The organism is Alistipes sp. AM16-43 (assembly GCF_003435745.1).
In the GTDB taxonomy this organism is placed as follows: Bacteria; Bacteroidota; Bacteroidia; order Bacteroidales; family Rikenellaceae; genus Alistipes; species Alistipes onderdonkii.
The window spans coordinates 626,440-650,513 of sequence record NZ_QTUQ01000001.1 but is presented as its reverse complement, the minus strand read 5'-3'; the positions used below and the strand labels follow the sequence as shown (position 1 = coordinate 650,513).

At 61.1% G+C, this 24,074-nt stretch carries 21 protein-coding genes; 7 read left to right on the top strand and 14 right to left on the bottom strand.

Annotated features, from left to right (window positions below; all coding sequences use genetic code 11):
* Positions 1–2: 2 nt before the first annotated feature.
* The 10 genes from DW189_RS02695 to DW189_RS02650 all read right to left on the bottom strand — a co-directional run bounded on the left by DW189_RS02695 (position 3) and on the right by DW189_RS02650 (position 10,287).
* Positions 3–944, bottom strand: coding sequence for a DUF368 domain-containing protein (locus tag DW189_RS02695; protein WP_117506779.1), 942 nt, complete (start codon positions 942–944; stop codon positions 3–5).
* Positions 945–1,067: 123 nt separating this feature from the next.
* Positions 1,068–1,382 carry a DUF3276 family protein gene (locus DW189_RS02690; protein WP_022331681.1) on the bottom strand — a complete coding sequence of 105 codons (315 nt, stop codon included), beginning with the start codon at positions 1,380–1,382 and terminating at the stop codon, positions 1,068–1,070.
* A gap of 80 nt (positions 1,383–1,462) precedes the next feature.
* The gene (locus DW189_RS02685; RefSeq protein WP_117506778.1) at positions 1,463–3,034 is read right to left on the bottom strand and encodes a S41 family peptidase; all 1,572 of its coding nucleotides are present in this window, start codon (positions 3,032–3,034) and stop codon (positions 1,463–1,465) included.
* A gap of 27 nt (positions 3,035–3,061) precedes the next feature.
* A complete protein-coding gene (gene hisS, locus DW189_RS02680) occupies positions 3,062–4,408 on the bottom strand; it encodes a histidine--tRNA ligase (protein WP_117506777.1) in 1,347 nt (448 codons plus the stop codon).
* A 1-nt stretch (position 4,409) separates the two neighbouring features.
* Entirely contained in the window at positions 4,410–4,892 is a 483-nt protein-coding gene (locus DW189_RS02675) for a hypothetical protein (RefSeq protein WP_147326488.1), read from the bottom strand.
* A gap of 56 nt (positions 4,893–4,948) precedes the next feature.
* Complete coding sequence (gene ettA / locus DW189_RS02670; protein ID WP_055201912.1) at positions 4,949–6,622, bottom strand: energy-dependent translational throttle protein EttA; 1,674 nt, start codon at positions 6,620–6,622, stop codon at positions 4,949–4,951.
* A gap of 158 nt (positions 6,623–6,780) precedes the next feature.
* The gene (gene rbr, locus DW189_RS02665; RefSeq protein WP_022333609.1) at positions 6,781–7,359 is read right to left on the bottom strand and encodes a rubrerythrin; all 579 of its coding nucleotides are present in this window, start codon (positions 7,357–7,359) and stop codon (positions 6,781–6,783) included.
* Positions 7,360–7,466: 107 nt separating this feature from the next.
* Positions 7,467–8,525, bottom strand: a complete 1,059-nt coding sequence (locus tag DW189_RS02660; protein WP_117506776.1) for a CapA family protein — start codon at positions 8,523–8,525, stop codon at positions 7,467–7,469.
* Between the two features lie 8 nt (positions 8,526–8,533).
* Positions 8,534–8,842: a DUF4491 family protein gene (locus tag DW189_RS02655; RefSeq protein WP_022333611.1), complete on the bottom strand. Its 309-nt coding sequence runs from the start codon at positions 8,840–8,842 to the stop codon at positions 8,534–8,536.
* Positions 8,843–8,931: 89 nt separating this feature from the next.
* Positions 8,932–10,287 (bottom strand): DcaP family trimeric outer membrane transporter, encoded by a 1,356-nt coding sequence (locus DW189_RS02650; RefSeq protein ID WP_022333612.1) that lies wholly within the window; start codon positions 10,285–10,287, stop codon positions 8,932–8,934.
* A gap of 389 nt (positions 10,288–10,676) precedes the next feature.
* Between DW189_RS02650 and DW189_RS02645 the strand changes: the two genes are divergently transcribed.
* The 7 genes from DW189_RS02645 to DW189_RS02615 all read left to right on the top strand — a co-directional run bounded on the left by DW189_RS02645 (position 10,677) and on the right by DW189_RS02615 (position 18,325).
* Entirely contained in the window at positions 10,677–11,843 is a 1,167-nt protein-coding gene (locus tag DW189_RS02645) for a metallophosphoesterase (RefSeq protein WP_117506775.1), read from the top strand.
* Positions 11,834–12,910: a dihydrofolate reductase family protein gene (locus DW189_RS02640; protein WP_117506774.1), complete on the top strand. Its 1,077-nt coding sequence runs from the start codon at positions 11,834–11,836 to the stop codon at positions 12,908–12,910. The genes DW189_RS02645 and DW189_RS02640 overlap by 10 nt, the downstream gene beginning before the upstream one ends.
* Before the next feature lie 110 nt (positions 12,911–13,020).
* Entirely contained in the window at positions 13,021–14,475 is a 1,455-nt protein-coding gene (locus tag DW189_RS02635; RefSeq protein WP_174760555.1) for a TolC family protein, read from the top strand.
* A 15-nt stretch (positions 14,476–14,490) separates the two neighbouring features.
* The gene (locus DW189_RS02630; RefSeq protein WP_117506773.1) at positions 14,491–15,480 is read left to right on the top strand and encodes an HlyD family secretion protein; all 990 of its coding nucleotides are present in this window, start codon (positions 14,491–14,493) and stop codon (positions 15,478–15,480) included.
* Between the two features lie 9 nt (positions 15,481–15,489).
* The gene (locus DW189_RS02625; protein ID WP_117506772.1) at positions 15,490–16,668 is read left to right on the top strand and encodes an ABC transporter permease; all 1,179 of its coding nucleotides are present in this window, start codon (positions 15,490–15,492) and stop codon (positions 16,666–16,668) included.
* 1 nt (position 16,669) lies between these two features.
* The gene (locus DW189_RS02620) at positions 16,670–17,905 is read left to right on the top strand and encodes an ABC transporter permease (protein WP_117506771.1); all 1,236 of its coding nucleotides are present in this window, start codon (positions 16,670–16,672) and stop codon (positions 17,903–17,905) included.
* A gap of 144 nt (positions 17,906–18,049) precedes the next feature.
* Positions 18,050–18,325 (top strand): hypothetical protein, encoded by a 276-nt coding sequence (locus DW189_RS02615; protein WP_022333619.1) that lies wholly within the window; start codon positions 18,050–18,052, stop codon positions 18,323–18,325.
* Position 18,326: 1 nt separating this feature from the next.
* Here the strand turns inward: DW189_RS02615 and DW189_RS02610 are convergent, their stop codons facing one another.
* The 4 genes from DW189_RS02610 to DW189_RS02595 form a co-directional block, all read right to left on the bottom strand.
* Positions 18,327–21,281, bottom strand: a complete 2,955-nt coding sequence (locus DW189_RS02610; protein WP_117506769.1) for an outer membrane beta-barrel protein — start codon at positions 21,279–21,281, stop codon at positions 18,327–18,329.
* A 152-nt stretch (positions 21,282–21,433) separates the two neighbouring features.
* Positions 21,434–21,862: a DUF4890 domain-containing protein gene (locus DW189_RS02605; protein WP_181969287.1), complete on the bottom strand. Its 429-nt coding sequence runs from the start codon at positions 21,860–21,862 to the stop codon at positions 21,434–21,436.
* 128 nt (positions 21,863–21,990) lie between these two features.
* Positions 21,991–22,752 carry a LytR/AlgR family response regulator transcription factor gene (locus tag DW189_RS02600; protein WP_117506767.1) on the bottom strand — a complete coding sequence of 254 codons (762 nt, stop codon included), beginning with the start codon at positions 22,750–22,752 and terminating at the stop codon, positions 21,991–21,993.
* Entirely contained in the window at positions 22,749–24,056 is a 1,308-nt protein-coding gene (locus DW189_RS02595) for a histidine kinase (RefSeq protein WP_117506766.1), read from the bottom strand. The genes DW189_RS02600 and DW189_RS02595 overlap by 4 nt, the downstream gene beginning before the upstream one ends.
* Between the last annotated feature and the right edge of the window lie 18 nt (positions 24,057–24,074).

Sequence of the window (24,074 nt, the reverse complement as noted above, 5' to 3'; positions counted from 1 at the left end):
GGCTATTCCTCCCGTTTTTTTACGACGATGCGCGCCGCGAGTTCGATGCAGTAAATCGCCAGGAATCCCACGATGCAGAGTACGATGGCCTCCGCGAGCAGTGCATCCTGCTGCGTGAGGGCCTCGAAACGGCCGGGCGCGACGTTGCTTTCGACGAGCGGCATGATCTTGCCGTGGCTGTCGGTGTAGGTTTCTACGACCTCTTTCCACGGCCACACCTTGTTGAGCGAGCCGACCATGAAACCCATCAGCACAGCCACCGTCACATCGTGCCAGTGCTTGAGCAGCCACGACAGCAGGTGCGAAAAGCTGATGATGCCCGCCACGGCGCCCACGACGAAGATCACGATGACCGGGATATTCAGGTCGCCCACGGCCTGCATGATGAACTGGTACTTGCCCAGCAGGAGCAGGATGAAGGCGCCCGAAATGCCGGGCAGGATCATGGCACAGATGGCGATGGCGCCCGACAGCATGATGAACCACCACGTGTCGGGGGTCTCGGTCGGCGTGGCGATGGTGATCCACCATGCGGCGGCCGCGCCGACCAGGCATGCGGCGACAGTCCGGACGTTCCAGTGCCCGATCTGCCTGGCCACGAGCAGCGCCGAGGCGACGATCAGCCCGAAGAAGAACGACCAGATGGCGATCGGATGGTGCGTGAGCAGGTAAGTCATCAGCCGCGCCAGCGAGAAGATGGCAATCCCGATCCCGATCAGCACGGGCAACAGGAAACGGCCGTTGACGTGGCGCCAGAACTCCTTCAGACGCAACGTGCCGAGCAGCCGCAGGGCGGTGCCGTTCACGCTCTTGATCGACTCGATCAACTCCTCGTAGATGCCCGAAATAAAGGCGATCGTTCCTCCCGATACACCGGGAACCACATCGGCCATGCCCATGGCGCAGCCCTTCGCTGCAAGCAGCAGATATTGTGTAAATTTCATATCATCGGTATTTAGCCCACAAATATAGCGAAATTGCGGGAATCTGCTAAACGAAGGTGCACGATTAGGGGAAATTCCATAATCGTGCACCTGTTTTCTGCCGGGGGATTCCGCCGTCGGCCGTCATCCTTCCGCGGGTTCGGGCTTGCGCTCGAAAAATTCGGGCTTGCTGCGGCGGATGAAATCGACGGCCTCGGACAGCCCTTCGGAGAATTTGGCGAAATCCTCCTTGTAGAGGAAGATCTTGTGCCGGTCGTACGAGAAACTCCCGTCGGGGTTCTGCATCTTGCGGCTCTCGGTGATCGTCAGGAAATAGTCGTCGCCGCGCGTGGCACGCACATCGAAGAAATAAGTGCGGCGGCCGGCTTTCACGGCTTTGGAAAGAATCTGGTCTCCATATTCTTCCGCATCCCGGCGGGATGGTTGGTGAGGGGTCATGGGGCAGTAGGTTTGGGTTATTTTCGGTTGAACGAATATAAGCAAAATAAACGTGCAATCCAAAAAAAACCTGCCTAATCTTACGGCGCCAGTAGGGATTCCCCAGTGTGCTCCCAATCGGCGAGTATCTCCAAGGCGCGGCGGTAGGCCTCGTTCTGCGCCGGGTTCATCACCCGGTAGAACGCCGCCGTGTCGAAAAGCCGCTGCGCCACGAGCGCCTTGAGCTGTACGCGCATCAGCGGCGCCGAGGCTGCGAAACCCTCCCCGTCGAACTCCACGCCGCGCTGTCCGCCCAGCCCGGTAAGCCCATCGAGCATCGCGTCGCCGGCTTCGAACTCCTTGTCGAAGGCCTCGAACGTGGGGTAGGCCTTTTCCAGTGCGGCCCGTTCCCTGTCCATATAGGAAATGACGTATTCGTTGACCACGCCACGGCGGATCAGGTTGGCATAGTAAGCCGAGAATCCGGCCGTATCGGCCTCGACCAGGATGTCGGGACGGATGCCGCCCCCGCCGTAGACCGTACGCCCCGTACGCAGGGTGCGGTACTCCGGCGCCCCGGCATCGAGCGAATCGCGCACCGGGTCGTCATAGCGGCGCAGGTGGTCGAGGTAGTATTCGCGGCGCTTGCCCTTCTCGTAGGGCCGCTGGATGACGCGCCCCGAAGGGGTGTGGTAACGGGCTACGGTGATGCGCACGGCCGAGCCGTCCCCCAGCCCGATCTGGCGCTGCACCAGCCCCTTGCCGAAACTCGGGCGGCCGACGACGATGCCCCGATCCCAATCCTGCACGGCACCGGCGACGATCTCGCTCGCCGAAGCCGAATTTTCGTCGATCAGCACCACCAGCCTTCCCTCGAGGTCGTCGCCGTTGACCGGCGCGCTGAACGACATGGGCGGCACGGCACGCCCCTCGGTCGAGACGATCAGGGCACCGCGCGGCAGGAAGAAACCGGCCATCTCGACCGCCTGGTCGAGCAGCCCGCCGCCGTTCCCGCGCAGGTCGAGGATCAGCGCCCCGGGTTTCCCGAGCTTGCGGTACGCCTCGCGGAACTCGGGCATCGTCGTGCGGCCGAAGCGGTTGACCTTGATGTATCCCACGCCGTCGGCAGCCATGTAGGCGGCATCCACGGTGTTGAGCGGAATCTTGTCCCGCACGATCACGAAGTGGAGCGGTTCCGGTTCACCCTGGCGCACGACGTCGATCTCGACCTTCGTGCCGGTCTTTCCGCGCAGGTACTTGGGGACGTCCGTCTGCTTGAAACCCACGGCATCCAGCGTGTCTATGCGCACGATACGGTCGTTGGGCTGCACCCCGACGCGCTCGGCCGGGCCCCCGACGATCGTATTGACCACGATGACCGTGTCGCGCAGGATGTTGAATTCGACGCCGATGCCGCTGAACTCCCCTTCGAAGCTCTCCTGCACGCCTTTCATCTCGTCGGCCCCGATATAGGCCGAATGGGGGTCGAGCTCTTCGAGCATCCCGCTAATGGCACTCTCGACCAGCGGCTGCATGTCCACCTCGTCAACGTACAACCCGTCCAGGTAACGGTAAACCTGCGTCAGCTTCTGCAACTGCCGCACAGCCCCGGCATCCTGCGCCGAGAGGGGCAGGACGAAGAGAACCGATATAAATGCAAAAAGCTTTCGCATAGTTTATTCTGTCGTTTATTTAAATCCTTATTTAAGATACTCTGCCAGCTCACCGAACGGCACCTGCCGCTGCTCGCCCGAGCGCATGTCCTTCACCGTGGCGGCCTTCGCCTCCAGCTCCTGCGAGCCGACGATCACCACGTAGGGGATACCCCGGCGGTTGGCATACTCCATCTGCTTCTTCATCTTGCCGCAGTCGGGGTAAATCTCGGCGGCGACGCCCGCATCGCGCAGCTCACGGAGCAACCCGAGCGCCGCGGCCTGCTCCTCCTGCCCGAGGTTGGTGAAGAATACCCGCGTCGAGAAGTCGACCTCCTCGGGGAAGAGCCCCAGCCCCGTCATTACGTCGTAGATCCGGTCTGCGCCGAACGAAATGCCCACGCCCGACATGTCGGGCATGCCGAAGATGCCGGTCAGGTCGTCATAGCGTCCGCCGCCGCAGATCGAGCCGATGGCGAAGTCGAGCGACTTGACCTCGAAGATCGCCCCCGTATAGTAGTTCAATCCGCGTGCCAGCGAGAGGTCGAGCTCCACGTCGAGCCCGATCCCCAGACGCTCCACATAGCCCAACACGGTTTCCATCTCCTCGATGCCTTTCAGCCCGGTTTCGGAAACAGCCAGCACCTCACGCAATTTCATGAGTTTTTGCGCATTGTCGCCGCTCAGTTCGAGTATCGGTTGCAGTTTGTCGACCGCCTCCCGGCTCAATCCGCGCTCCAGCAGCTCGGCCTTCACGTTGTCCAGCCCGATCTTTTCGAGCTTGTCGATGGCGATGGTGATGTCCATCATCATGTCGGCATGGCCGATCGCCTCGGCGATGCCGAACAGGATTTTGCGGTTGTTCATCTTCAGCGCCACGCGGATGCCCAGCGCCCGGAACACGCGCTCGACGATTTCGACCAGTTCGACCTCGCACAGCAGCGAGCGGGTGCCGATCACGTCGACGTCGCACTGGTAGAATTCGCGGTAACGGCCTTTCTGCGGCCGGTCGGCGCGCCATACGGGCTGGATCTGGTAGCGCTTGAAGGGAAACGTCAGTTCGCCCTGGTGCTGTACGACATAGCGCGCGAACGGCACCGTGAGGTCGTAACGGAGCCCCTTCTCGCAGATTTTCGACGCCTGCCGCACCTCATCGCCGGACAGGCCGGCGGCGTAGTCGCCCGAATTGAGTATCTTGAAGAGGAGCTTGTCGCCCTCGTCGCCGTATTTGCCCAGCAGGGTCGAAAGGTTCTCCATCGAGGGGGTTTCGAGCGGCGCGAAGCCGTAGGTGCGGAACACGCCCCGAATCGTATCGAAAATATACTGGCGGCGCATCATCTCCGCCGGGGAGAAGTCGCGCGTACCCTTGGGTATGGACGGTTTTTGTTGAGCCATATTACATAAATTTTTGTTTTATTTCCAAGTATTTCTTCCACCCCGCGTTATCCCGCGCATCCATGTATTTCCGCTGTTTCCCGAGCAGACGGTTCAATGCGCCCTCGTCCCGGCGGAAGAAAAGGACAACCATCTCACGAAGCGTCTCCATTTGGTCGACCTCATACATATTCACATAGCGCGGGGCGCGCACTCCCTCCTCTCCGGGATAGATATATCCGATGAAATAGCCCAATTCGTCCTTTTCGTCCACAGCGGACGAAATAAAAAAAGAACGGTCGGTTTTCAAATCCGTCACGGAGAGCGTCGGAGAGTTTTTCTTGTATCTCAAAGCTTCACGCGCTTGCTCATGCCAGGGGAAACGGTCTATCTCGGACAGGAACCCGTCAAGATCGCACGTCCCGGCCGGTTCTACTTTGTCCGGGTCTTCGTGCGCCCGGAGTTCGTCCCAAATAAATACATCGACCGGACGGTTCGCCTGCATACCGCAGGAGAAAAGCCCCTGCAAGAGCGAAAAAAAGGTCACAACACGCATCTTTGTCAAGCCATCAGTTTTTTGTACCTCACGCGGTGGGGCTGGGTGTCGCCGCCCTGCGCCTTCTTCCACTCCTCGTATTCGCTGTACGAACCCTCGTAGAAGACCACCTTCGAGTCACCCTCGAACGAGAGGATGTGCGTGGCGATGCGGTCAAGGAACCAGCGGTCGTGCGAGATCACTACGGCACAGCCCGCGAAGTTCTCGAGGCCCTCCTCCAACGCACGCAGCGTATTGACGTCGATGTCGTTGGTCGGCTCGTCCAGCAGCAGCACGTTGCCCTCCTCCTTGAGCGCCAGCGCCAGGTGCAGGCGGTTGCGTTCACCGCCCGAGAGCATGCCGCACTTCTTCTCCTGGTCGGCGCCCGAGAAGTTGAAGCGTGCCACGTAGGCCCGGGCGTTCACCTGCCGGTTGCCGAGCATGATGAGGTCGGCGCCGCCCGAGATCACCTCGTAGACGGTCTTTTCGGGATCGATCGACTTGTGCTGCTGATCCACATAGGCCAGCTTGACGGTCGGGCCCACGCGGAACGACCCGCCCGTAGGCTCCTCCAGCCCCATGATCATGCGGAAGAGGGTGGTCTTACCCGTGCCGTTGGGCCCGATGACGCCCACGATGCCGGCCGGCGGCAGCGAGAATTCGAGGTGCTCGTACAGCACGCGGTCGCCATAAGCCTTCGACACGTCGTGCGCCTCGATCACCACGTCGCCCAGGCGCGGGCCGTTGGGGATGAATATTTCGAGCTTCTCCTCCTTCTGCTTCGTGTCCTCGTTCATCATCTTGTCGTAGGCCGACAGACGCGCCTTGGACTTGGCATGACGGCCCGAGGGGGACATGCGCACCCACTCCAGCTCGCGCTCGAGGGTCTTGCGGCGCTTCGACTCCTGTTTCTCCTCCATGGCCATGCGGGTGGTCTTCTGGTCGAGCCAGCCCGAGTAGTTGCCCTTCCAGGGGATGCCCTCGCCGCGATCCAGCTCCAGGATCCAGCCCGCCACGTTGTCGAGGAAATAGCGGTCGTGGGTGACGGCGATCACCGTGCCCTTGTACTGCTGCAAATGTTGTTCGAGCCAGTCGATCGACTCGGCGTCGAGGTGGTTCGTGGGCTCGTCGAGCAGCAGCACGTCGGGCTGCTGCAACAGCAGGCGGCACAGCGCCACGCGGCGGCGCTCACCGCCCGAGAGCACCTTCACCGACTGGTCGGGGTCGGGGCAGCGCAGGGCGTCCATGGCGCGTTCCAGCACGCTGTCCAGCTCCCAGCCGTTGACCTGGTCGATCTGTTCGTACAACTCGCCCTGGCGCTCGATGAGCCGGGCCATCTGCTCGTCGTCCATCGGCTCGCATAGCTTCATGTTGATCTCTTCGTACTCCTTGAGCAGCGCCACGGTCGCGGCGCAGCCCTCTTCGACCACCTCGCGGACGGTCTTCGAGTCGTCGAGCCGGGGTTCCTGTTCGAGGTAACCCACCGTGTAACCGGGCGAGAAAACCACTTCGCCCTGGAAATTCTTGTCCAGCCCGGCGATGATCTTCATGAGCGTCGACTTACCCGAGCCGTTCAGGCCGATGATGCCGATCTTGGCGCCGTAGAAGAATGAGAGGTAGATGTTGTTGAGAACCTTTTTCTGGTTGGTAAACGTCTTCGAAACGCCCACCATCGAAAAGATGATTTTTTCGTCTGCCATATCGTATTCGTTATTCGGATTTTCCTATCCGGCAAAGATAGTAAAGATTCCGCAATCTACCGCCATACGCGAAGATTTTTGGGCAGGCGCCCGTAAATAAAAAAACGCAGGGACACGGCCTGAGCCGCGTCCCTGCGCCGTGTTTGTCCCGGCAGAAATTAATAGTTCTCCTTCTTGGGTTCGAAGTAAGCCTGCGGATGCTTGCAGGCGGGGCAGAGCTTGGGAGCCTCCTCGGCCTCGATGACGAAACCGCAGTTGCGGCACTGCCACCAGATCTTACCGTCGCGCTTGAAGAAATTGCCGTCCGTGAGGCGGCTCAGCAGCTTCAGGTAACGGCGCTCGTGCTCGGCCTCGACGGTGGAGATCATCTTGAAGGCCGTGGCGATCTCGACGAAGCCCTCCTCCTCGGCGACTTTGGCGAATTCGCGGTAGAGGACGTCCCACTCCTCCTTCTCGCCCTTGGCTGCGGCCAGCAGGTTCTCGGCCGTGGTGCCGATCGGGCCGGTAGGGTAGCTGGCCGTGATCTCCACGTCGCCGCCCTCGAGGAACTTGAAGAAACGCTCGGCGTGCTCCTTCTCCTGCTCGGCAGTCTCGGCGAAGACACCGGCGATCTGCTCGTAACCCTCCTTCTTCGCCTTGCTCGAGAAGAAGACGTAACGGCTGCGCGCCTGGCTCTCACCGGCAAACGCCTTCAGCAGATTCTGTTCAGTCCGTGTTCCTTTAATGCTCTTTTCCATAATCCTGTATGTTTAATGTGTGTGTTTATTTTCCGATAGCAAAGATAATAAAATCCCGGACATAAAGCCAAAAATCGGCATTGTTTGTTTTTATAGGGCTATTCGGATTACTTATAGGCCCCGCCGAGCACCTCCGCCACGTCTTCCCGGAACAGCGCATAGGCTTCCGGAAGCGCCATCGTGTCCCCGACTTCGGACGGGACGACGCGGTAGCCCGGCATCGCCACCCAGACGGGCACCGCCTCAAGCGAATAGGACATGCGCCCGTCGGGATGCCGCACGGCCTCGATTTCGGCCACCAACCCGCCGTCGCAGTAGCGCCGCCGCTGGTTGGACACGAAGTTCCCCAGCGAATAGAGCACCACGTGCGACGAATCGGCGTCGAAGGGCTGCACCACGTGCGGGTGGCTGCCCACGACAAGGTCGGCGCCGTGCCTGCGCAGGAATTGTGCCAGGTGCCGCTGCACGGCATTCTCCCTCCGCTCGTATTCGTTGCCCCAGTGGATGCAGACCGCCACGCAGTCGGGCGCCCCGCGCCGTGCCGCAGCCAGGTCGGCCGCCATGCGCGCCGTGTCGATCAGGTTGACCTCCACTCCGGCGGGAACCGGAATGCCGTTGGTGCCGTAGGTGTAGTTGAGCAGCGCGAACCGCACGCCGTAGCGCTCCACCCACAGCGGGTTGTTGGCCGCGCGGTCGAGGCTGTCGGTAAAGACGCCGGTATGCAGGATGCCGCAGCGCCCCAGTTCCGCGACGGTCGTACGCACCCCGGCAGCACCGCCGTCGCAGCAATGGTTGTTAGCCAGCACGGCCACGTCGACCCCGGCGTCGCGCAGGGCATCGGCCAGCGCCACGGGCGAGCGGAAACAGGGGTAGCCCGTGTAGCGATCCGTGCGGGTGAGCGTCGTTTCGAGGTTCACGACCACCAGGTCGGCGGCATGAAACCGGCGGCGCAGGTAAGCGAATACCCCGCGGTAATCGAACCCGTCCCCGCGTCGCGCCGCCGTGACCTGCGGAAGATGCTGCATGACATCGCCCGCGAACAGCAGCCGGACACGCACCGGGGCGGGTTCGGACACGGGGCGCTCCACGCCGGCGCGTTGGGCCGGGACGCAGCACGCCGCCGCCAGCACCAGCCACGGGAGGATATGTCTCAGGCCCGGCTTCATCGTGCGGGTTATTTCCCCTGCCGCTTGGGGTTGGCTGGGAACCAGCCTTTGGCCACGCGCTGACGCTGTTCGAACAGTTCGCCGATCGACCAGAGCGACGAGGCGCCCCACACGGCCAGCAGAGTGGACCACAGGATATGGCGCACGGCGACCGACGCGGCGATCGCCACGATCCCCATCACGAGGAAAACCCACCAGCAACGTACGCCCAGGTAGTATTCTCCCTTGACCACGAGCGGGTGGAACAGTCCGATGATGAGGAACGTCGCAATGCCGATCACCAGCCCCGTGAGGTTGTATTCCGTAAGAAATTCCATAGTTCACGATTTTAACAGTGAGGCAAATATACGAAAAATGGGCGGTTCCCGACACGGGCCGCCCATAATAAATACCGATACCGGGATCATCAGAAATTATACTGTACCATCACGTTCACGCGGTTGGCATGGTTCTTCATGCTGTTCATGTCCTTGCGCGAACCGTAGAGGTACTCGGCGGCCACCTTGCAGCGCGGGGTGAGCGAGTAGAAGATGTTGCCGAAGATATACTGCCCCTGTTTGTACTGGTCGGCCGTATAGTAGCCCTCGCTGCGCTGCACGCGCACCGTCGAGTAGCCGCCCGACACGAACAGGCGCGGCGTGAAGTTGATCTGCCCGGCGGCCTGCACGCCCCACATGGGCATCATGCGCACGAGCGTGGGATCCGCGGGGTTGGGCGTGAAGTCGAGCCCCGAACCGGTCAGATCCTGGATATAGGGGGTGATGCCCTTGCCGTAGACGCCGTTCATGAACATGCGGAACCAGTCGCAGCACTTGATCGTGCCGCTCAACTGCACGCCCCACCCGAAGAGCGACGTGGTGGCATCCTTCGATACTTTATACATGTAAGGATTGCGGAGCACGGCCGAAGCGCGGAGGTGGCTGCTGCGGTCGGCGCCCCAGGCATATTGCAGGTACATCGGGAAGTCGGGTACGCGCTGGTGGATCGGCTTGAAGTTCTCACCGTAGGTGGCGCTCACGCTCGGCAGCTCGGCGGCGACGCCGAAGGTCATGTGCCTACGGGCGAACGACACCTCGTAGCGGATCAGTGTCGCGAAGTTGAAATTATAGGCGTTCGGCCCCTGGAAGTCGATGGTCGTGGGGGCGGCGGACAGGTCGCAGAAGGTCGTCACGTCGCGTCCGAGGGTCAGCCCCTTGAACGACACGTAGGCCGAACGCAGGCGGGGCGTATAGCTTCCCTCGGCACCGCCGCGGAAGTCGGCGTCCATGTAGATCACCACGCGCCCCAGCGCCCGGGTGTTGGTAATGGCCTTCAGGAAGAGGCGCGAGGTCGAGGCGTCCATCATCAGCTTCTGCTTGGAGTTGTAATTGCCCGGAACCGGGATGTCGTAGGGCACGAAGTCGATGTTGTCGACGATGCCGTCGAAATCATAGCCCGCGCGCAGGCTCACGAAGCCGCCTATCGAGAACGAGAAACGGTTGTTCTTCGAGGCGAATACGAACTGGGGCTTCTCGGTCTGCTGGAAGCCGGGGCGGTGCGTGTCGATGTAGTCCTGCGTGGCGTTGCCGACGGCCATGCGGTTGAGTGCCGCAGCCTGCTGTGCCGCACAGCCGCCGCAGTTGTAGATGGTATCCACCTCGTGTACGGAGATGAGGTAGACCGTCGGCGAATAGTCGCCGCCACGGCGTTCGCCCCGGTGGTGCTGGGCGGAAGCGGAAGTCGCAAGGAGCAGGGAGACAATCAGAAGTCGAAATGTTTTCATAAGCCGAATAAAATTTGGTTTTTTGGTTAAACTTGCTTGGTTCGGTATGTTTTGTTTTTGGGACACAGGCAGTTAATATTCACCCCGGGAATTAGCAAGATATATGCCAAAAAAACCTGCACGGAATTTGATTCCGCCCGCCAGCACCCGATTCCCGTGACCTCCGCGGAGGAGAAGGCGCATCCCTGAAAATCGGGGAAGGGCACGGTTTACGTACGAATCCCGCTATCTTTCCGGCAAATAGGATGCCCCCGGGAAGTTGAAAAATAAATTTTAGAATCCCCTCGGCTTTCACTATCTTTGCCCGAGCCGGATAAACGGCGCCCGGCAGGACACGGGGATGTGCACAACCTGCCCGCTCCCCATACATTACATAAAAAAAGAAGTATATGCTGCTCTGGATAATCTCCCTGCTGACGCTTGCGGCCGCGGCCGCCGACGTCATTCATTACCGCCGCATGCGGCGGCGTGCCCCGGGCGTCCGCCACCGGGTATTCATCGTCGCGGCGGCCGCGACCGATGCCCTGCCGGCCGTGATCGCCGTCGCCGGGGCCGTCGCACGCGACAACACCACGGCGTTCATGACGTTCGCCATGTGGGCGTTCTGGGCCTGGATGGTGACCGTCCTGCCGCGCATGGCCTGCTATTTTTTCCGATGGACGGGACTGCCGCGGGTCGGCATCGCAGCAGGGGCAGGCGTCGCGGCACTCTTCATCTGGGGCGCTACGGCCGGGCGTACGACCATCCGCGTGACCCGCACGGAGGTTTGCTCCGAACGCCTCCCGGCCGGGCTGGACGGGTTCCGCATCGCCCAGATCACCGACACGCACCTGGGCACCGTCGTGCGTCCCGAAGCGGAGCTGCGGCGCCTGGTGGACAGCGTCAACAGCCTTCGCCCCGACCTGATCGTCTTCTGCGGCGACCTGGTGAACATCCGCAGCTCGGAGCTCGACGCCCGCGCCCGGCAACTGCTGGGAGGCCTGCGTGCCCCGTACGGCGTCGTTTCGGTCACGGGGAACCACGATGCCGGGCTCTATATCAAGGACACCGTTGCGCAAAGCCCGGCGGCGAGCCTTGCGGAAGTGATCGCCCGCCAGCGTGCAATGGGGTGGAACGTACTGGAGGACACCACGGTTTACCTGCGCCGGGGCGGCGACAGCATCTCGCTCACGGGGCTTTCGTTCGACCCCGCGCTGCGGCACATGCGCCACGACCCCGACCTGCCGCCCGCCGACCTGAGCGGGGCCTACCGCGGCGTCCCCGATTCGCTCTACAACATCACCGCGGTGCATATCCCGCAGCTTTGGGGGCAGATCGCCGACGCGGGCTACGGCGACCTGACGCTCGCCGGGCACGTACACAGCATGCAGATGAAACTGCGCCTCTTCGGCCGGGCATTTTCCCCGGCGCAACTGCTCTACACGCGCTGGAGCGGACGCTACGACGAAGGCGGGCGTACGCTCTATATCAACGACGGCACGGGATACGTGGCTTTCCCGATGCGCCTGGGAGCCTATCCCGAAATCACCCTGATAACCCTGCGAAGATGCGAGTAACCCTCTCCGCCGCGGTCACGGCCGACGGCTACATGGACGACGACAGCCCCCGGCGGCTGATTATCTCGACCCCGGGCGACTGGGAGGAGGTGTACCGCCTGCGGGCGGCCCACGATGCGATCCTCGCCGGCGCCGAGACCCTGCGGCGCGACGACCCGTCGCTGCTCGTCCGCGACCAGGCGGCACGCGCACGGCGCGTGCAGGCCGGGCTGAAGCCCGACATCGCCAAGGTCACGCTCACCCGCTCGGGCGGCCTTTCGCCCCGCCTGCGGTTCTTCACCGCAGGCGATGCCGACCGCTACGTGTTTTCGCCGGAAGAAATAACTGGGTTGCAAAATATTGCAACAGTCATCTCAACCAGTGAAGCAATTACCGCCAAATACATCGTCACCGAACTCGAAAAACGGGGCATAGAACGCCTGATGGTCGAGGGCGGGGCGGAGGTGCTGCGCATGTTCCTCGACGAAGGGATGGCCGACACGCTGCGGCTGGCCGTCAACCCGCGGCTGCGGCTCGGCGGGCGGGGCGGGGCAAGCCTCGACGCAGCGCCGCTCCAGAGCATCCCGCACACCTGCGAGCAGGTCGACGGCATGGAGGTGACGACCTATACGCTGCATCCCGACACGACGGGGGAAGACCTGCGTTACCTGCGGATGGCGGTCGACGAAGGCCGCAAATGCACCCCCAGCCCGACGTCCTACTGCGTCGGGGCGGTCGTAGCCACGGCCGACGGCCGGATATTTGCAGGTTACACGCACGAAACTTCCGCAACGCACCACGCCGAGCAGGAGGCCATCGCCAAGGCGCTGGCGGCAGGCGCCGTGCTCCGCGGCGCCGCGATGTACTCCTCGATGGAGCCGTGCTCGCGTCGGGCGAGCGAGCCCGAAAGCTGCACACAGCTCATTATCAGGCATGGTTTCGCCCGGGCGGCCTTCGCACTCTACGAGCCCGACTGTTTCGTCTGCTGCCGCGGAGCGCTGACCCTGCGCGAAGCGGGCGTCGACGTCAGGGCATACCCGGCGCTGGCCGGGGGCGTATGGGAAGCCAACGCGCACCTGAAGCGATGAATCGGGCGTAAATTGTGTCCATAAGGGCCTAAAATTGGCCTCTTTTTCCGGAAAATCGCGCAACATATCGGGATAACTTATATATTTGCCCCATAAACGCATTGATTAATATGAAAATAGCAGTCAGAACCCTCCTTGCGGCGGCGGCACTTGCGACCATCGTCCGGCTGCCTGCGCAGGAGGCCAAGCGTACGCTCTCGCTCGACGAAGCGATCGCCGTGGCGCTCACGGAAAACCCCGCGATGAAAGCAGCCGAGTTCGAGGAGAAGGCCGCCACCCAGGAACGCCGTGCGGCCATCGGCCTGCGTATGCCCAAGATCAGCGTCATGGGCGCATACGCCTATATGTCCAAGGATATAGGATTCGATTTCAACGAGATGAAAGGCCCGGCCAAAGAGCTCGCCGGGCAGATACTCGGCAGCGGGCTCATACCGCCCGAAATGATCCCGTCGATCAACGGGCTGCTCAATCCGCTGATGAACGCCGACTGGTTCCTCAAGGTGCAGGATCAGAGCCTCGGGTTCGTGGGCGGGCAGGTCTCGGTGCCCATCTGGCTGGGCGGCAAGATCAACGCCGCCAACCGCGCCGCCAGGATCAACGAACGCACGGCGGAGGAGCAGGGCAACCAGACCCGCAATGCGCTGATTTCGGAGCTCGTGGAGCGCTACTTCGGGCTGGCACTCGCCATGCAGGTCGTCGAGGTGCGCCGGCAGGTGGTCGACGGCGTACGCCGCCACCTCGAAGATGCCGTCGCGCTCGAAAAGAACGGCATGATCGCCCAGAGCGAACGCCTCTACGTCGAATTCAAGATGGCGGAGGCCGAGCGCGAGCTGGCCAATGCCGAATTGCAGGCCCAAACCATCGCCAGCGCTCTGAACAGCACGCTGGGGCAGGACAACGCGTGGCAACCCGTGACGTCGATGTTCATTGTCGACCGGGTCGAGGAGGTGGCCTATTACCAGGATCTGGCACAAGACCGCAACCCGCTGCTCAACCAGGTTTCGCTCAAGCGCCAGCTGGCCGAAGAGGGCGTGCGCGCGCGGCGCGCCGACTTCCTGCCGCAGGTGGCGGCCATCGGCGGCGGTTCGTTCTACAACTACCAGGTCGCAGGGCTCGTACCCCGCTGGGCGGTGGGCGTGGGGGTCAACATCAAGATCTTCGACGGCCTGAACCGCGAGTATAAATATTCGGCGGCCAAGCAGACCGTACGCCGGGTCGGCGCCCTGCAGAACAAGGCCGGAAAGGACATCTCGGTACTGGTGGAGAAACTCTACAACCAGATGATGAACTACCGCAACCAGATGACCTCGATCGACGCCTCGCTCGCCTTCGCCGAGGAGTACCTCCGCATGAAGAACGCCGCCTTCCTCGAAGGCATGAGCTCGTCGACCGACCTGATCGATGCCGAACTGAACCTCGCGGGCGTGCGCACCGAACGCCTCCAGGCGGCTTACAATTTCGACCTGCTGCTGGCGCAACTGCTCGAAGCCGCGGGCATCAGCGACGAATTTTCGGCGTATGCCCGCCGCGCCGACGCCCGGCCGATCCTGTTCGATAAAAAGTAAAAAATATAGAATCCTATGAAGCGAAGCAACATTATCGGAATCATCGCGGCCGCAGTGGTCATCATCGTCTCGGTCGTACTGATCAGTTGGTACCTCCGGAAAACGACCCCGATGCTGATACAGGGCACGGTGGAGTGCACGACCTACAAAGCCTCGTCGAAAGTCCCGGGGCGCATCGACGACATGAAGATCGCACAGGGCGACCGCGTGGAGAAGGGGCAGCTGCTCTACACGCTCTCGACCCCCGAGCTGGAGGCCAAACTCCAGCAGGCCGAGGCCGTGAAGAGCGCCGCCTCGGCACTCGACCAGGCAGCCTTGGCAGGCGCACGCATCCAGCAGATCGAAGCCGCCCTGAACATGTGGGAGAAGGCGCAGGCCGGGCTGGAACTGGCGCGCAAGACCTACGACCGCGTGAAGAACCTCTACGACCAGGGGGTAGTCCCCGAACAGAAGCTGGACGAGGCGTCGGCCAACTACAAGGCGATGGAAGCCACGGCACTGGCCGCCAAGGCGCAGTACGACCTGGCGTCGGACGGAGCCCGTAAGGAGGACAAGGAGGCCGCTGCGGCACGTGTCCGCCAGGCCGAAGGAGCCGTGAGCGAGGTCGAATCCTACATCGGCGACGCGATGGTCTATGCGCCCGTGACGGGCGAGGTTTCGACCATCATCGCCGAGCAGGGCGAACTGGTGGGCAGCGGCTATCCCGTGGTGGCCATCCTCGACCTGACCGACCTGTGGGTGACCTTCAACATCAAGGAGACCCTGCTCCCGGGGATCGGCATCGGCACCCGCATGAGCGGCTATGTCCCGGCGCTGGACTACGACGTCGAGTTCGAGGTGACCTACATCTCCGCACAGGCCGACTTCGCGACATGGGCGGCGACGCGTACGCAGGGCGGTTTCGACATCCGCACCTTCGCCGTCAAGGCCAGGCCTGTGTCGCATGTGGAGAATATGCGCCCGGGCATGAGCGTAATCGTGGACTGGGACGAAATCCGGAAATAGGAGGGGACGATGCCGGGATTCCTGCATAATACCTACGCCGTCCTGCGGCGCGAGCTTGTGCGGCTGACGCACCAGCCGATGTATTTCGTGCTGATGCTCGTGCTGCCCGTGGTGTCGTTCGCGTTCTTCGCGCTGCTGTTCAACAAGGGCGTGGCCCGCGACATCCCGATAGCCGTGCTGGACGAAGACCACACGTCGCTCTCGCGCAAGGTCACGCAGATGATCGACGCAACCCCGACGGCCCTGGTCGCCTACGAAATCCAGGACATGGACGAAGGCGAGCGGCTGATGCGCGAAGGGAAGGTCATGGCCATCGTGCAGATCCCGTCGTTCTTCGAGAAGAATATCCTGAGCAACAGCCAGACGCACATCGAGAATTACGTTTCGGGGACGAACATCACGGTCAACGGACTGCTGTCGAAAGACATCCAGACCGCCGTGACGACCTTCACGGCCGGCATCCAGCTGCAACTGCTCACCAAACAGGGGCTCAGCGAGAAGCAGGCCATGGCGCAGCTGATGCCCGTGCGGTTCAGCCGGCACGTATTGTTCAATCCCTATATCAATTACGGCTATTACCTCTCGCCGAGCTTCATGCCCATGATGCTGCTCATCTTCGTGGTCATGGTGACCGTCTTCACCATCGGCACCGAACTCAAGCACGCCACCGCGCGCGAGTGGCTCGGCACGGCCAACGGCTCGGTCGGCGCGGCGCTCACCGGCAAGATACTGCCCGTGACGGTCATCATGTTCCTCATGTCGCTGGTGATGTTCCTGATTATCTTCAAGGTCGTGGGCGTACCGCTCAACGGCAGCCTGACGGTCATCCTCGTGAGTACGCTGCTCTTTATTTTGAGCTACCAGGCCATCGCGGTGTTCATCGTGTCGCTGCTCTCGAACCTGCGCCTGTCGCTCTCGATCGGCGGCGGGTACTCGGTGCTGGCCTTCACCTTCTCGGGCCTCACGTTTCCGATCATGGCCATGTGGCCCGCCATGCGGTACCTGAGCAGGTTGTTCCCGTTCACCTACTACACCGACATCTTCGTCGACCAGATGCTGCGGGGCGCCCCGGTAGCCTGTTCGCTGCCCGACATGGGCTACATGTCGTTATTCATCGTCATACCGCTCCTGTGCCTGCCGCGCCTGCGGACGATCTGCACGGAGGAAAAATACTGGGGGAGGTTATAACATGGGTAGGTTCACACATCAGATGGCATCCTACCGGCAGCAAATGCTGTCGGTCATGCGCAACGAATTCCGCTCGATATTCACCGATGCGGGCGTCGTCCTCATCCTGGTACTCGCGCTGATCATCTACGCCACGGTCTACTCGATGGCCTACGGCGCACAGGTGCTGCGCAACGTGCCGATCGGCGTGGTGGACGAGTGCCGCACCCCGACCAGCCGCAGCCTCGCGGCAACGTTCAACGCCGGGCCGAATACGTACGTGGCCTACAACCCGACGAACATGGAGGAGGCCAAGGAGCTCTTCTTCAACCGCAAAATATACGGCGTGGTCTATATACCGTCGGACTACGAGGAGAAACTGCTCGGGGGCTCGCAGGCCAACGTGGCGATCTACGTCGACGCCAGCTACTTCCTGATGTACCGCCAGGCGTTCCAGGAACTGGTGACCTCGATCGGCAGCACGGGCGCGATGGTGGAGTTCCAGCGCCTGATCGCCAAGGGGGCGGACATCCCGCAGGCACAGGCCACGACGCAGCCCGTAATCTACCAGTCGCACAACCTGTTCAACCCCTACCTGGGATACGGTACCTTCGTCATGCCGGCAATCATCATGGTCATCATCCAGCAGACGCTGCTCATCGGCATCGGCATGATCGGCGGCACGTGGCGCGAATTCGGGCTTTACCGCAAACTCTGCCCGCCCGACCGCAAACGCATGTCCACGCTGCCCATCGTGCTGGGCAAGGCGACGGTCTACGGGCTGATCTACGCCGTGACGACCTTCTATATCCTCGGATTACACTACCGGCTGTTCCATTACCCGATGAACGGCGCCACGGGCACCGTCGTGGTCTTCATGCTGGCATACTTGGCCGCCTGCATCTTCCTCGGCATCGCCATCTCGACGCTGTTCCGCTACCGCGAGAATTCGCTGCTGCTGTTGTTGTGGACGTCGATCCCGCTGCTGATGCTCAGCGGCGTGTCGTACCCCCGCGAGGGTATTCCCGACTGGCTGTTCAACTTCGGGCAGCTGTTCCCCAGCAGCCACGGTGTCGACGGCTTCATCCGCATCCAGAGCATGGGCGCATCGCTCGGCGAGGTACTGCCCGAAATCCGGATGCTCTGCATCCTTACGCTCATCTACGGCGGGCTGGCCTGCATCGGCATTCACCAGGTGATCGGCCGCGAACAGCGCGAACGCCTCGCGCAGAGGATGAACGACAAAGAAGAGTACTGATTTTTCGCCGCAACCGAAAAGTCGGGACAGACATGAAAAACCGGGGTGAATACCCCGGTTTTTCATATTTTTTTATACCCGCCATTGCTTGCGAACGACGGAATTTATATTACCTTTGGACTGAAACCCCAAATATCTTGCAAAATGATTCCGAAGTGGCTTTATTATCTGCTCAACGTTACGGCCTATCCGTTAGCGATCTATCTTGCAATCTGGCTGTCCAACAACGTTCGTTACGACCCACAAGGCATGGCCGGCGGATACCAAATGTTGTATTATGCAATGGTGGCTGTCGTCATCTGTTTTATCGTCAGCCTATTCGCATCGTACAAACTGGTCGGCAGCTGCTGGCCTGCAGTGATCGTTCTCATCGGATTTATCGTCATGCTTTTTCTGTGGTACAGCATCATGACGAGCTGATTTACCGAGGGCCGTGGAACATTCCCGGAGGAGGGCCGCCCGGGCCGCCGGGCCCCATGCGGCGCGATCCCGAAGGTTGTGCCACGCCGTCGTAATCCTTGATGTTTTTCGACCCCTTCTTGCCGAACCGGCGCAGGTTGTAGGTGAACTGCACCATATAGTAGCGGCCGATCACGCTGTTGGTCGAATTCTGCGTCCACCCCGAGCCCGTCGAACGGGCGAAGGCCTTGTTCTGGTTGAAGATGTCGTTCACGCCGACCATGATCTCGCCGCGCTTGTTCTTGAAGACCTTTTTGCCGATCCAGGCGTTGCACAGCAGGTAGGAATCGTCGTAATCGTTCGTAAAACCGATGTACTGCGTATAGGCCACGCTGCCCGTGAAGGTAAAGCCCAGCGGGAAGACGAACTTCATGTTGCCCTGCGCCGTATGGTTGAAATAACGGTTCTTGGAACCCGATTCGCCCAGCGAGTTGGTCGCCTCGTTATAGGTACCGGCCCACGAAAGGGTGAAGTCCACGTTCTCCGAAATGTTGCTGCCCAGCACCGTGCGGAAGTCGTAGCCGATATTCTTGGTGTCGTTGCGCTCGCCGCCCGTGATGAACCCGTCGCTGTCGACTGTGCCGCCCAGCATGCTCGGGGTCTTGGTGAAATTGACGCCCGCCATCACGTTGAAGTTACTCTTCAGGAACCCGATGGGGAACCCGTAGCTCAGGTGCGTGCGCAGGTTCCAGTAACCGTCGAGGTTGACGGGGGTGGAGTAGTAGTTGGGGGTGTACTGCTCGCCGCCGAGGGTGATCGTACCGGGGTTCGACACCAGGTGGTTGGCGTTGTAATCCGACGTATTCTGCATCGAGAACATCCACATGAACGTCCGTCCCTTCTCCACGTTGGAGTTCGTATAGTGGAAATTGACCCGGTGGCTGTACGACGGGTTCAGGTTGGGGTTACCCTTGGTGATGTTCTGCGCGTCCGACACGTCGGCCACGTTCTGGAGGTCGGTGATCGAGGGGTTGTCGGTATAGGACGAGACGAACAGGCGCAGCGAATTCTCGCGGTTGATGTTCAGCTGCCCCATCATGAAATAGGTCACGTCGTTATACGAATGCCTGATCTTGTCGGCGGCATCGCGTACGATCTGCCCGTCGAGCGTGGCATGCTGGTAATAGACGTTCGCCACGAACGTGTTGCGCTCCTTCGAATAACGGAAGCCGGGGCCGGCGCTCTGCGTCAGGTAACCGCTCTTGTAAGAGTTGGAAAGCGCCCCGTCGGGGAGAAGCCCTGCGACCGAATAGTCCGGCCCGGTTATGAACGACCTCTTGTCGCGCTCCTGATAATCATAGCGGATACGGTACTGCACGCTCACCTGGGCATATTTGGCCACAGGTTCCGTATAGGTGAACTGCCCGCGCAGGCCGTAGCTGTTCGAGGGGGCAAGGTTGCGCAGGTAACGCAGACGGGTATAGCCCGTCGTGTCCCAGCCCCACGGGCCGTCGGCCCCGTCGGGGCGGACGGACGAAATCGGCAGGACGTTCGAGAAGGAATTCGAGTTGTTGGTATTGTCCGAATAATTCACATTGCCGTCGAGGGTGATCGTACGGCCGTCCTTCCCGAGCTTGGCACGGTAGACGGCGCTCGTGCGCAGGTTGTAACCGTGGCGCAGGCCGTCGTTGAAATTCTCGGTGCGGCTGTAACCGCTCTGACCGAACTGCCAGCCCTGCGTCGTGCTCAGGGGATCGTTGGACTGGTAGCTGAAACTGGGGCGCACCATCAGGTTCTGGTTGTCGGAGATCTTCCACTCCAGGCGGGCGTTGAAACGGTGGTTGTAGGCCTCCGTATTCGAATAGCCGCGCGTCGCGAGGGTGTCCACCGGCATGGGGGATTCATACCACTTGTCCACCGTGGACTGGTTCTTCGTATCGGTATTGTTGAAGAAATAGCTGCCCTGGAACGACACCTGGTCGCGTTTGCCCCATGTGTCGGAGTAGTTGACGCCGATGGCGTTCACCGACGCCACGCCGCTCTGCGGGCGCACCATGTACTGTCCGACACCGCCGCGGCGGCCGCCGCCGGAACCCGATACGCCGAGGATGTCCTCGAACGAGAAATTCTGCTGGTTGATATTATTGAACAGGCCGATGACCGACACGCGGCTGTCGCCGCTGAAGATATTGGCATTACCGCCTATGACATATTTGTTTTTGGCCTCGGTCTTGGTATCGGCATCGTAACCGTAACCGGCGTACAACTTACCGAACTGTCCCTGCCGCATGTTGGTATGGGTGACGATGTTAAGCGCCTTATAGCCCTCGCCGTCGTCCATGCCCGAGAATTCGGCGGCGTCGCTCAGTTTGTTGTAGACCTCGATGCGGTCGACAGCCTGTGCCGGCAGCGACTTGATGGCCGTCGTCACGTCCTCGCCGAAGAATTCCTTGCCGTCGACGAAAATCTTTTTGACCGACTCGCCCTGTGCCTCGACCGTACCGTCGCTCACGGTGATGCCCGGCATCTTCTTGAGCAGGCCTTCGACGTCGGCATCGTCGGTGACCTTGAACGCCCCGGCGTTATAGCTTACCGTATCGCCCTTCTGGGAGGTGCGGAGCGCCTTGGCCTCCTTGACGACGGTTTCGATCTGCACGCCCGGACGGAGTTCGATCTTGCCGATGTCCTGTTTGGCGGCCGAGACCTTGAAGGTCGTTTCCGCGTTGTTGTAGCCCAGGAAAGAGACTACGAGTTTATATTCGCCGTATGCGAGCGAAGGGATCGACACGGCGCCCTTGAAGCCCGAAGTGGAGTACTGTTTCTTGTCGGGGGCGCCTGCCGGGGAAAATTCCAGCACGGCACCCGCGACCGTTTCGCCGGTCTCGGCGTCGACCACCGTACCCGTGACCGTCCCCTTCTGGGCAAAGGCGGCGACGGCGAAAAGCGTAAATAAGGTTGAGAGTAGCAGTCGTTTCATCTTCAGATTATATATATACGTTTATTTTTTGCGCTTGCGAAGATAACTTTTTTATGGCAGACTTCCCCTCTGCCGCGGGTGAATCGACAAAAAAGGGGTGCCAGTCGACCAACCGACACCCCGGCTGTGACAAGCCGTTCAATGACCTAACCTCACTTCCTGCCCTTTGCGGGACGGGGCTTGTCACATTTCCTGCCTTCCTTGCAGGCGCATCCCTTTCCATCCTTCATCTGCGGGCCGGGCCCCATGCCGGGCTTCGGGCCCTGCATCTGCTTCCTCTGCTCGAACTGCTCGGGCGTAAGGATCTTTTGCATCTTCTCGGCCTGGGCCTTGCGGGCGGCGCGCATCCGTTCGTGCTGCGCCTGCATATCCTTTACCTCCTGCAGGTTGAGTTCGTAGAGCTGCTTAGACTGATCCTCGTTGAGGTTCAGCTTTTCGACCATGCGGTCGGTCTTGCGCTGGGCCATCTGCTCGGCCGTGGGGCGTTCCTTTGTCCTCGGAGCACGCCGATCCTGCGCAAAAGCGCTCGTTCCCGCCCACAGGCAAAGGGTCATTGCAACCGCAAAAATTCTCTTTTTCATAGCATTAAGATTTTTGTTATCCGTTCGCCGAAACACCTTCGGCTCGCAGTACTGATGCAAAGGTAAAGCCAAACCGGCACGGCGGTGCCGACCCGGGGGCCAAACGACTGAAAGGCAGGGTGAACCGACTATTCGGCGGGTTGAACGGAGGTGAGCCAGGCCTTGAATTCGGGGACGCGGGCCTTGGAAATGACAATGCGTTCGGGGGTCTCGACCGTCAGGTGGAGTGCCAGACGGCTGCCGAACCACACGGCGATCTCCTTCACGGCGCGGCGCGCCACGATGAACTGGCGGTTGGCGCGGAAGAAATCCGCTTCGGGCAGGATGGCCTGCAGGGTTTCGAGCGTCTTGTCGAGCGGGTAGGAAACGCCCTCGTAGGTACAGGCGGTGACTTTCTCGTTGCTGGTATAGCAATAGGCGATCTGCTCGCGCCGGAGCGGGATGATCCGGTCGCGGACATGCACCAGGAAAGCCTGCTCGTGCCGTGCCGCAGCCATCGTCCGCACCCGGAAGCCGTAATCGCGGCGTTCGCCCCTGGACAGGCGTTCCAGCTTGCCCAGCGCACGCTGCACGTCGGCGTTGTTGATCGGTTTGAGCAGGTAGTCGATGCTGTTGACCCTGAAGGCTTCGAGCGCATACTGGTCATAGGCCGTCGTGAAGACCACCGGAGCGGTAATCTCCACGGCGTCGAAGATGCGGAACGAATCGCCGTCAGCCAGGTGGATGTCCATGAACAACAGGTCGGGCTGGGGGTTCGCACGCAGCCACCCGATGCTCTCCTCGACGCTTTCGAGCGTCCCGATGACCTCCACGCCGGGGGCCACCTGTTTCAGGATGGCCTCCAGGTTCAGCGCGGCGGCGGTTTCGTCCTCGATGATCAGGGCCTTCATCCTATGACGGGTTTTTGCAGCGGCATGCGCACGACGAACTCCTTGTCGGTGTCGATGATCTCGATGTCACGGCCCGTAATCAGGTGCCAGCGGTTGCGCAGGTTTTCCAGTCCGATGCCCGTCGACGGTTCGGGTTCGATCTTCGGCACCTTGGGATTGGCGACCACCAGCCACCCCTGCTCGGTGCGGATCGAGATATGGAACGGCTTGCTGCGGGTTATGGTATTGTGTTTGACGGCGTTGCCGATCAGCGGCTGCAACGACAGCGCCGGGAGTGTCCAGGAGCGGTACTTGTCGTCGACGTCGATGTCGAAGAACAGTTTGTCGGCATAGCGTATTTCGAAGAGGTAGCTGTACGCTTCGATGAATTTCAGTTCCTCGTCGAGCGTCATCAGCGTGCTCTGACCGTTCTGGATGATGTAGCGGAACGTATACGACAGCTGGTCGATGTAGGTCAGCGCCTTGTCGTCGTGCTTCTCGCGCACGAGCATCGCCAGCGAATTGAGCGAATTGAAGAAGAAATGGGGGTTGATCTGCCCGACGAGCATGTTGTAGCGGGTCGTGAGGTTCTCGTTCTTGAGCCGTTCGTTCTCCATGACGACCGCCTGCTGCTTCGAGTTGAGCACGTAGACCCAGCCGTAGAGCATCGACACGGCCACGGCGAACGAACACTTGAGCAGCAGCATGTAGTCGAAGATATGCCCGCTCATGAAATTCAGGACGATCTGCCCCGAATGCCATTCGCGGACAGGGGCGAAGATATAAAGCGCCGCGGCCGCCACGAGGCACCCCATGCAGTGGAGGGCGAAACGCCCCGCCTTGTAATTGCGGCGTGCGGAGGTCAGGATCGAGAGCATGATGAACGATACGACCAGGTAGTAGATCAACTGCAACGTCAGCTCCGAAGTCCTCGACGGCCGGTTGTAGAGCGTGCTGTAATCGAACTCCTCGCCGTTGCGCATACGCAGTTCGTTCATCACCGGATGGGCGCCGTAACGGCGCGGGGCGACCACGTCGACCACCAGCCGGTCGCCGTCCGAAAGATCCATCCGGCGGATGCGCTGCATCGGCACGTAGATGCTGTCGCGGTTCCCGTAGACGATGTACCCGTGGCCGTCGGGGCTGACGTGCAGCACCCCTTCCTCGCTGCGTGTGACGACGCTCGCCCGCGCCGGCCGCGGCTGTCCTTCGCCCTTTTGCTCGACGATCAGCAACAGCACATAGGAAAAGTTGACCACCAGGCTGATGGCCAGCGCAACCAGCAGGTTGAGCATCAGGTCGGAATATTTCGATTGCAGGTTCATCGCATCTCCTTACGCCCC

What these genes read in the sequence shown, in the direction of transcription:
- DW189_RS02695 (WP_117506779.1), bottom strand. Translation starts at nt 944, where the DNA reads ATGAAATTTACACAATATCTGCTGCTTGCAGCGAAGGGCTGCGCCATG.
- DW189_RS02690 (WP_022331681.1), bottom strand. Translation starts at nt 1,382, where the DNA reads ATGACCCCTCACCAACCATCCCGCCGGGATGCGGAAGAATATGGAGAC.
- DW189_RS02685 (WP_117506778.1), bottom strand. Translation starts at nt 3,034, where the DNA reads ATGCGAAAGCTTTTTGCATTTATATCGGTTCTCTTCGTCCTGCCCCTC.
- hisS (WP_117506777.1), bottom strand. Translation starts at nt 4,408, where the DNA reads ATGGCTCAACAAAAACCGTCCATACCCAAGGGTACGCGCGACTTCTCC.
- DW189_RS02675 (WP_147326488.1), bottom strand. Translation starts at nt 4,892, where the DNA reads ATGCAGGCGAACCGTCCGGTCGATGTATTTATTTGGGACGAACTCCGG.
- ettA (WP_055201912.1), bottom strand. Translation starts at nt 6,622, where the DNA reads ATGGCAGACGAAAAAATCATCTTTTCGATGGTGGGCGTTTCGAAGACG.
- rbr (WP_022333609.1), bottom strand. Translation starts at nt 7,359, where the DNA reads ATGGAAAAGAGCATTAAAGGAACACGGACTGAACAGAATCTGCTGAAG.
- DW189_RS02660 (WP_117506776.1), bottom strand. Translation starts at nt 8,525, where the DNA reads ATGAAGCCGGGCCTGAGACATATCCTCCCGTGGCTGGTGCTGGCGGCG.
- DW189_RS02655 (WP_022333611.1), bottom strand. Translation starts at nt 8,842, where the DNA reads ATGGAATTTCTTACGGAATACAACCTCACGGGGCTGGTGATCGGCATT.
- DW189_RS02650 (WP_022333612.1), bottom strand. Translation starts at nt 10,287, where the DNA reads ATGAAAACATTTCGACTTCTGATTGTCTCCCTGCTCCTTGCGACTTCC.
- DW189_RS02645 (WP_117506775.1), top strand. Translation starts at nt 10,677, where the DNA reads ATGCTGCTCTGGATAATCTCCCTGCTGACGCTTGCGGCCGCGGCCGCC.
- DW189_RS02640 (WP_117506774.1), top strand. Translation starts at nt 11,834, where the DNA reads ATGCGAGTAACCCTCTCCGCCGCGGTCACGGCCGACGGCTACATGGAC.
- DW189_RS02635 (WP_174760555.1), top strand. Translation starts at nt 13,021, where the DNA reads ATGAAAATAGCAGTCAGAACCCTCCTTGCGGCGGCGGCACTTGCGACC.
- DW189_RS02630 (WP_117506773.1), top strand. Translation starts at nt 14,491, where the DNA reads ATGAAGCGAAGCAACATTATCGGAATCATCGCGGCCGCAGTGGTCATC.
- DW189_RS02625 (WP_117506772.1), top strand. Translation starts at nt 15,490, where the DNA reads ATGCCGGGATTCCTGCATAATACCTACGCCGTCCTGCGGCGCGAGCTT.
- DW189_RS02620 (WP_117506771.1), top strand. Translation starts at nt 16,670, where the DNA reads ATGGGTAGGTTCACACATCAGATGGCATCCTACCGGCAGCAAATGCTG.
- DW189_RS02615 (WP_022333619.1), top strand. Translation starts at nt 18,050, where the DNA reads ATGATTCCGAAGTGGCTTTATTATCTGCTCAACGTTACGGCCTATCCG.
- DW189_RS02610 (WP_117506769.1), bottom strand. Translation starts at nt 21,281, where the DNA reads ATGAAACGACTGCTACTCTCAACCTTATTTACGCTTTTCGCCGTCGCC.
- DW189_RS02605 (WP_181969287.1), bottom strand. Translation starts at nt 21,862, where the DNA reads ATGAAAAAGAGAATTTTTGCGGTTGCAATGACCCTTTGCCTGTGGGCG.
- DW189_RS02600 (WP_117506767.1), bottom strand. Translation starts at nt 22,752, where the DNA reads ATGAAGGCCCTGATCATCGAGGACGAAACCGCCGCCGCGCTGAACCTG.
- DW189_RS02595 (WP_117506766.1), bottom strand. Translation starts at nt 24,056, where the DNA reads ATGAACCTGCAATCGAAATATTCCGACCTGATGCTCAACCTGCTGGTT.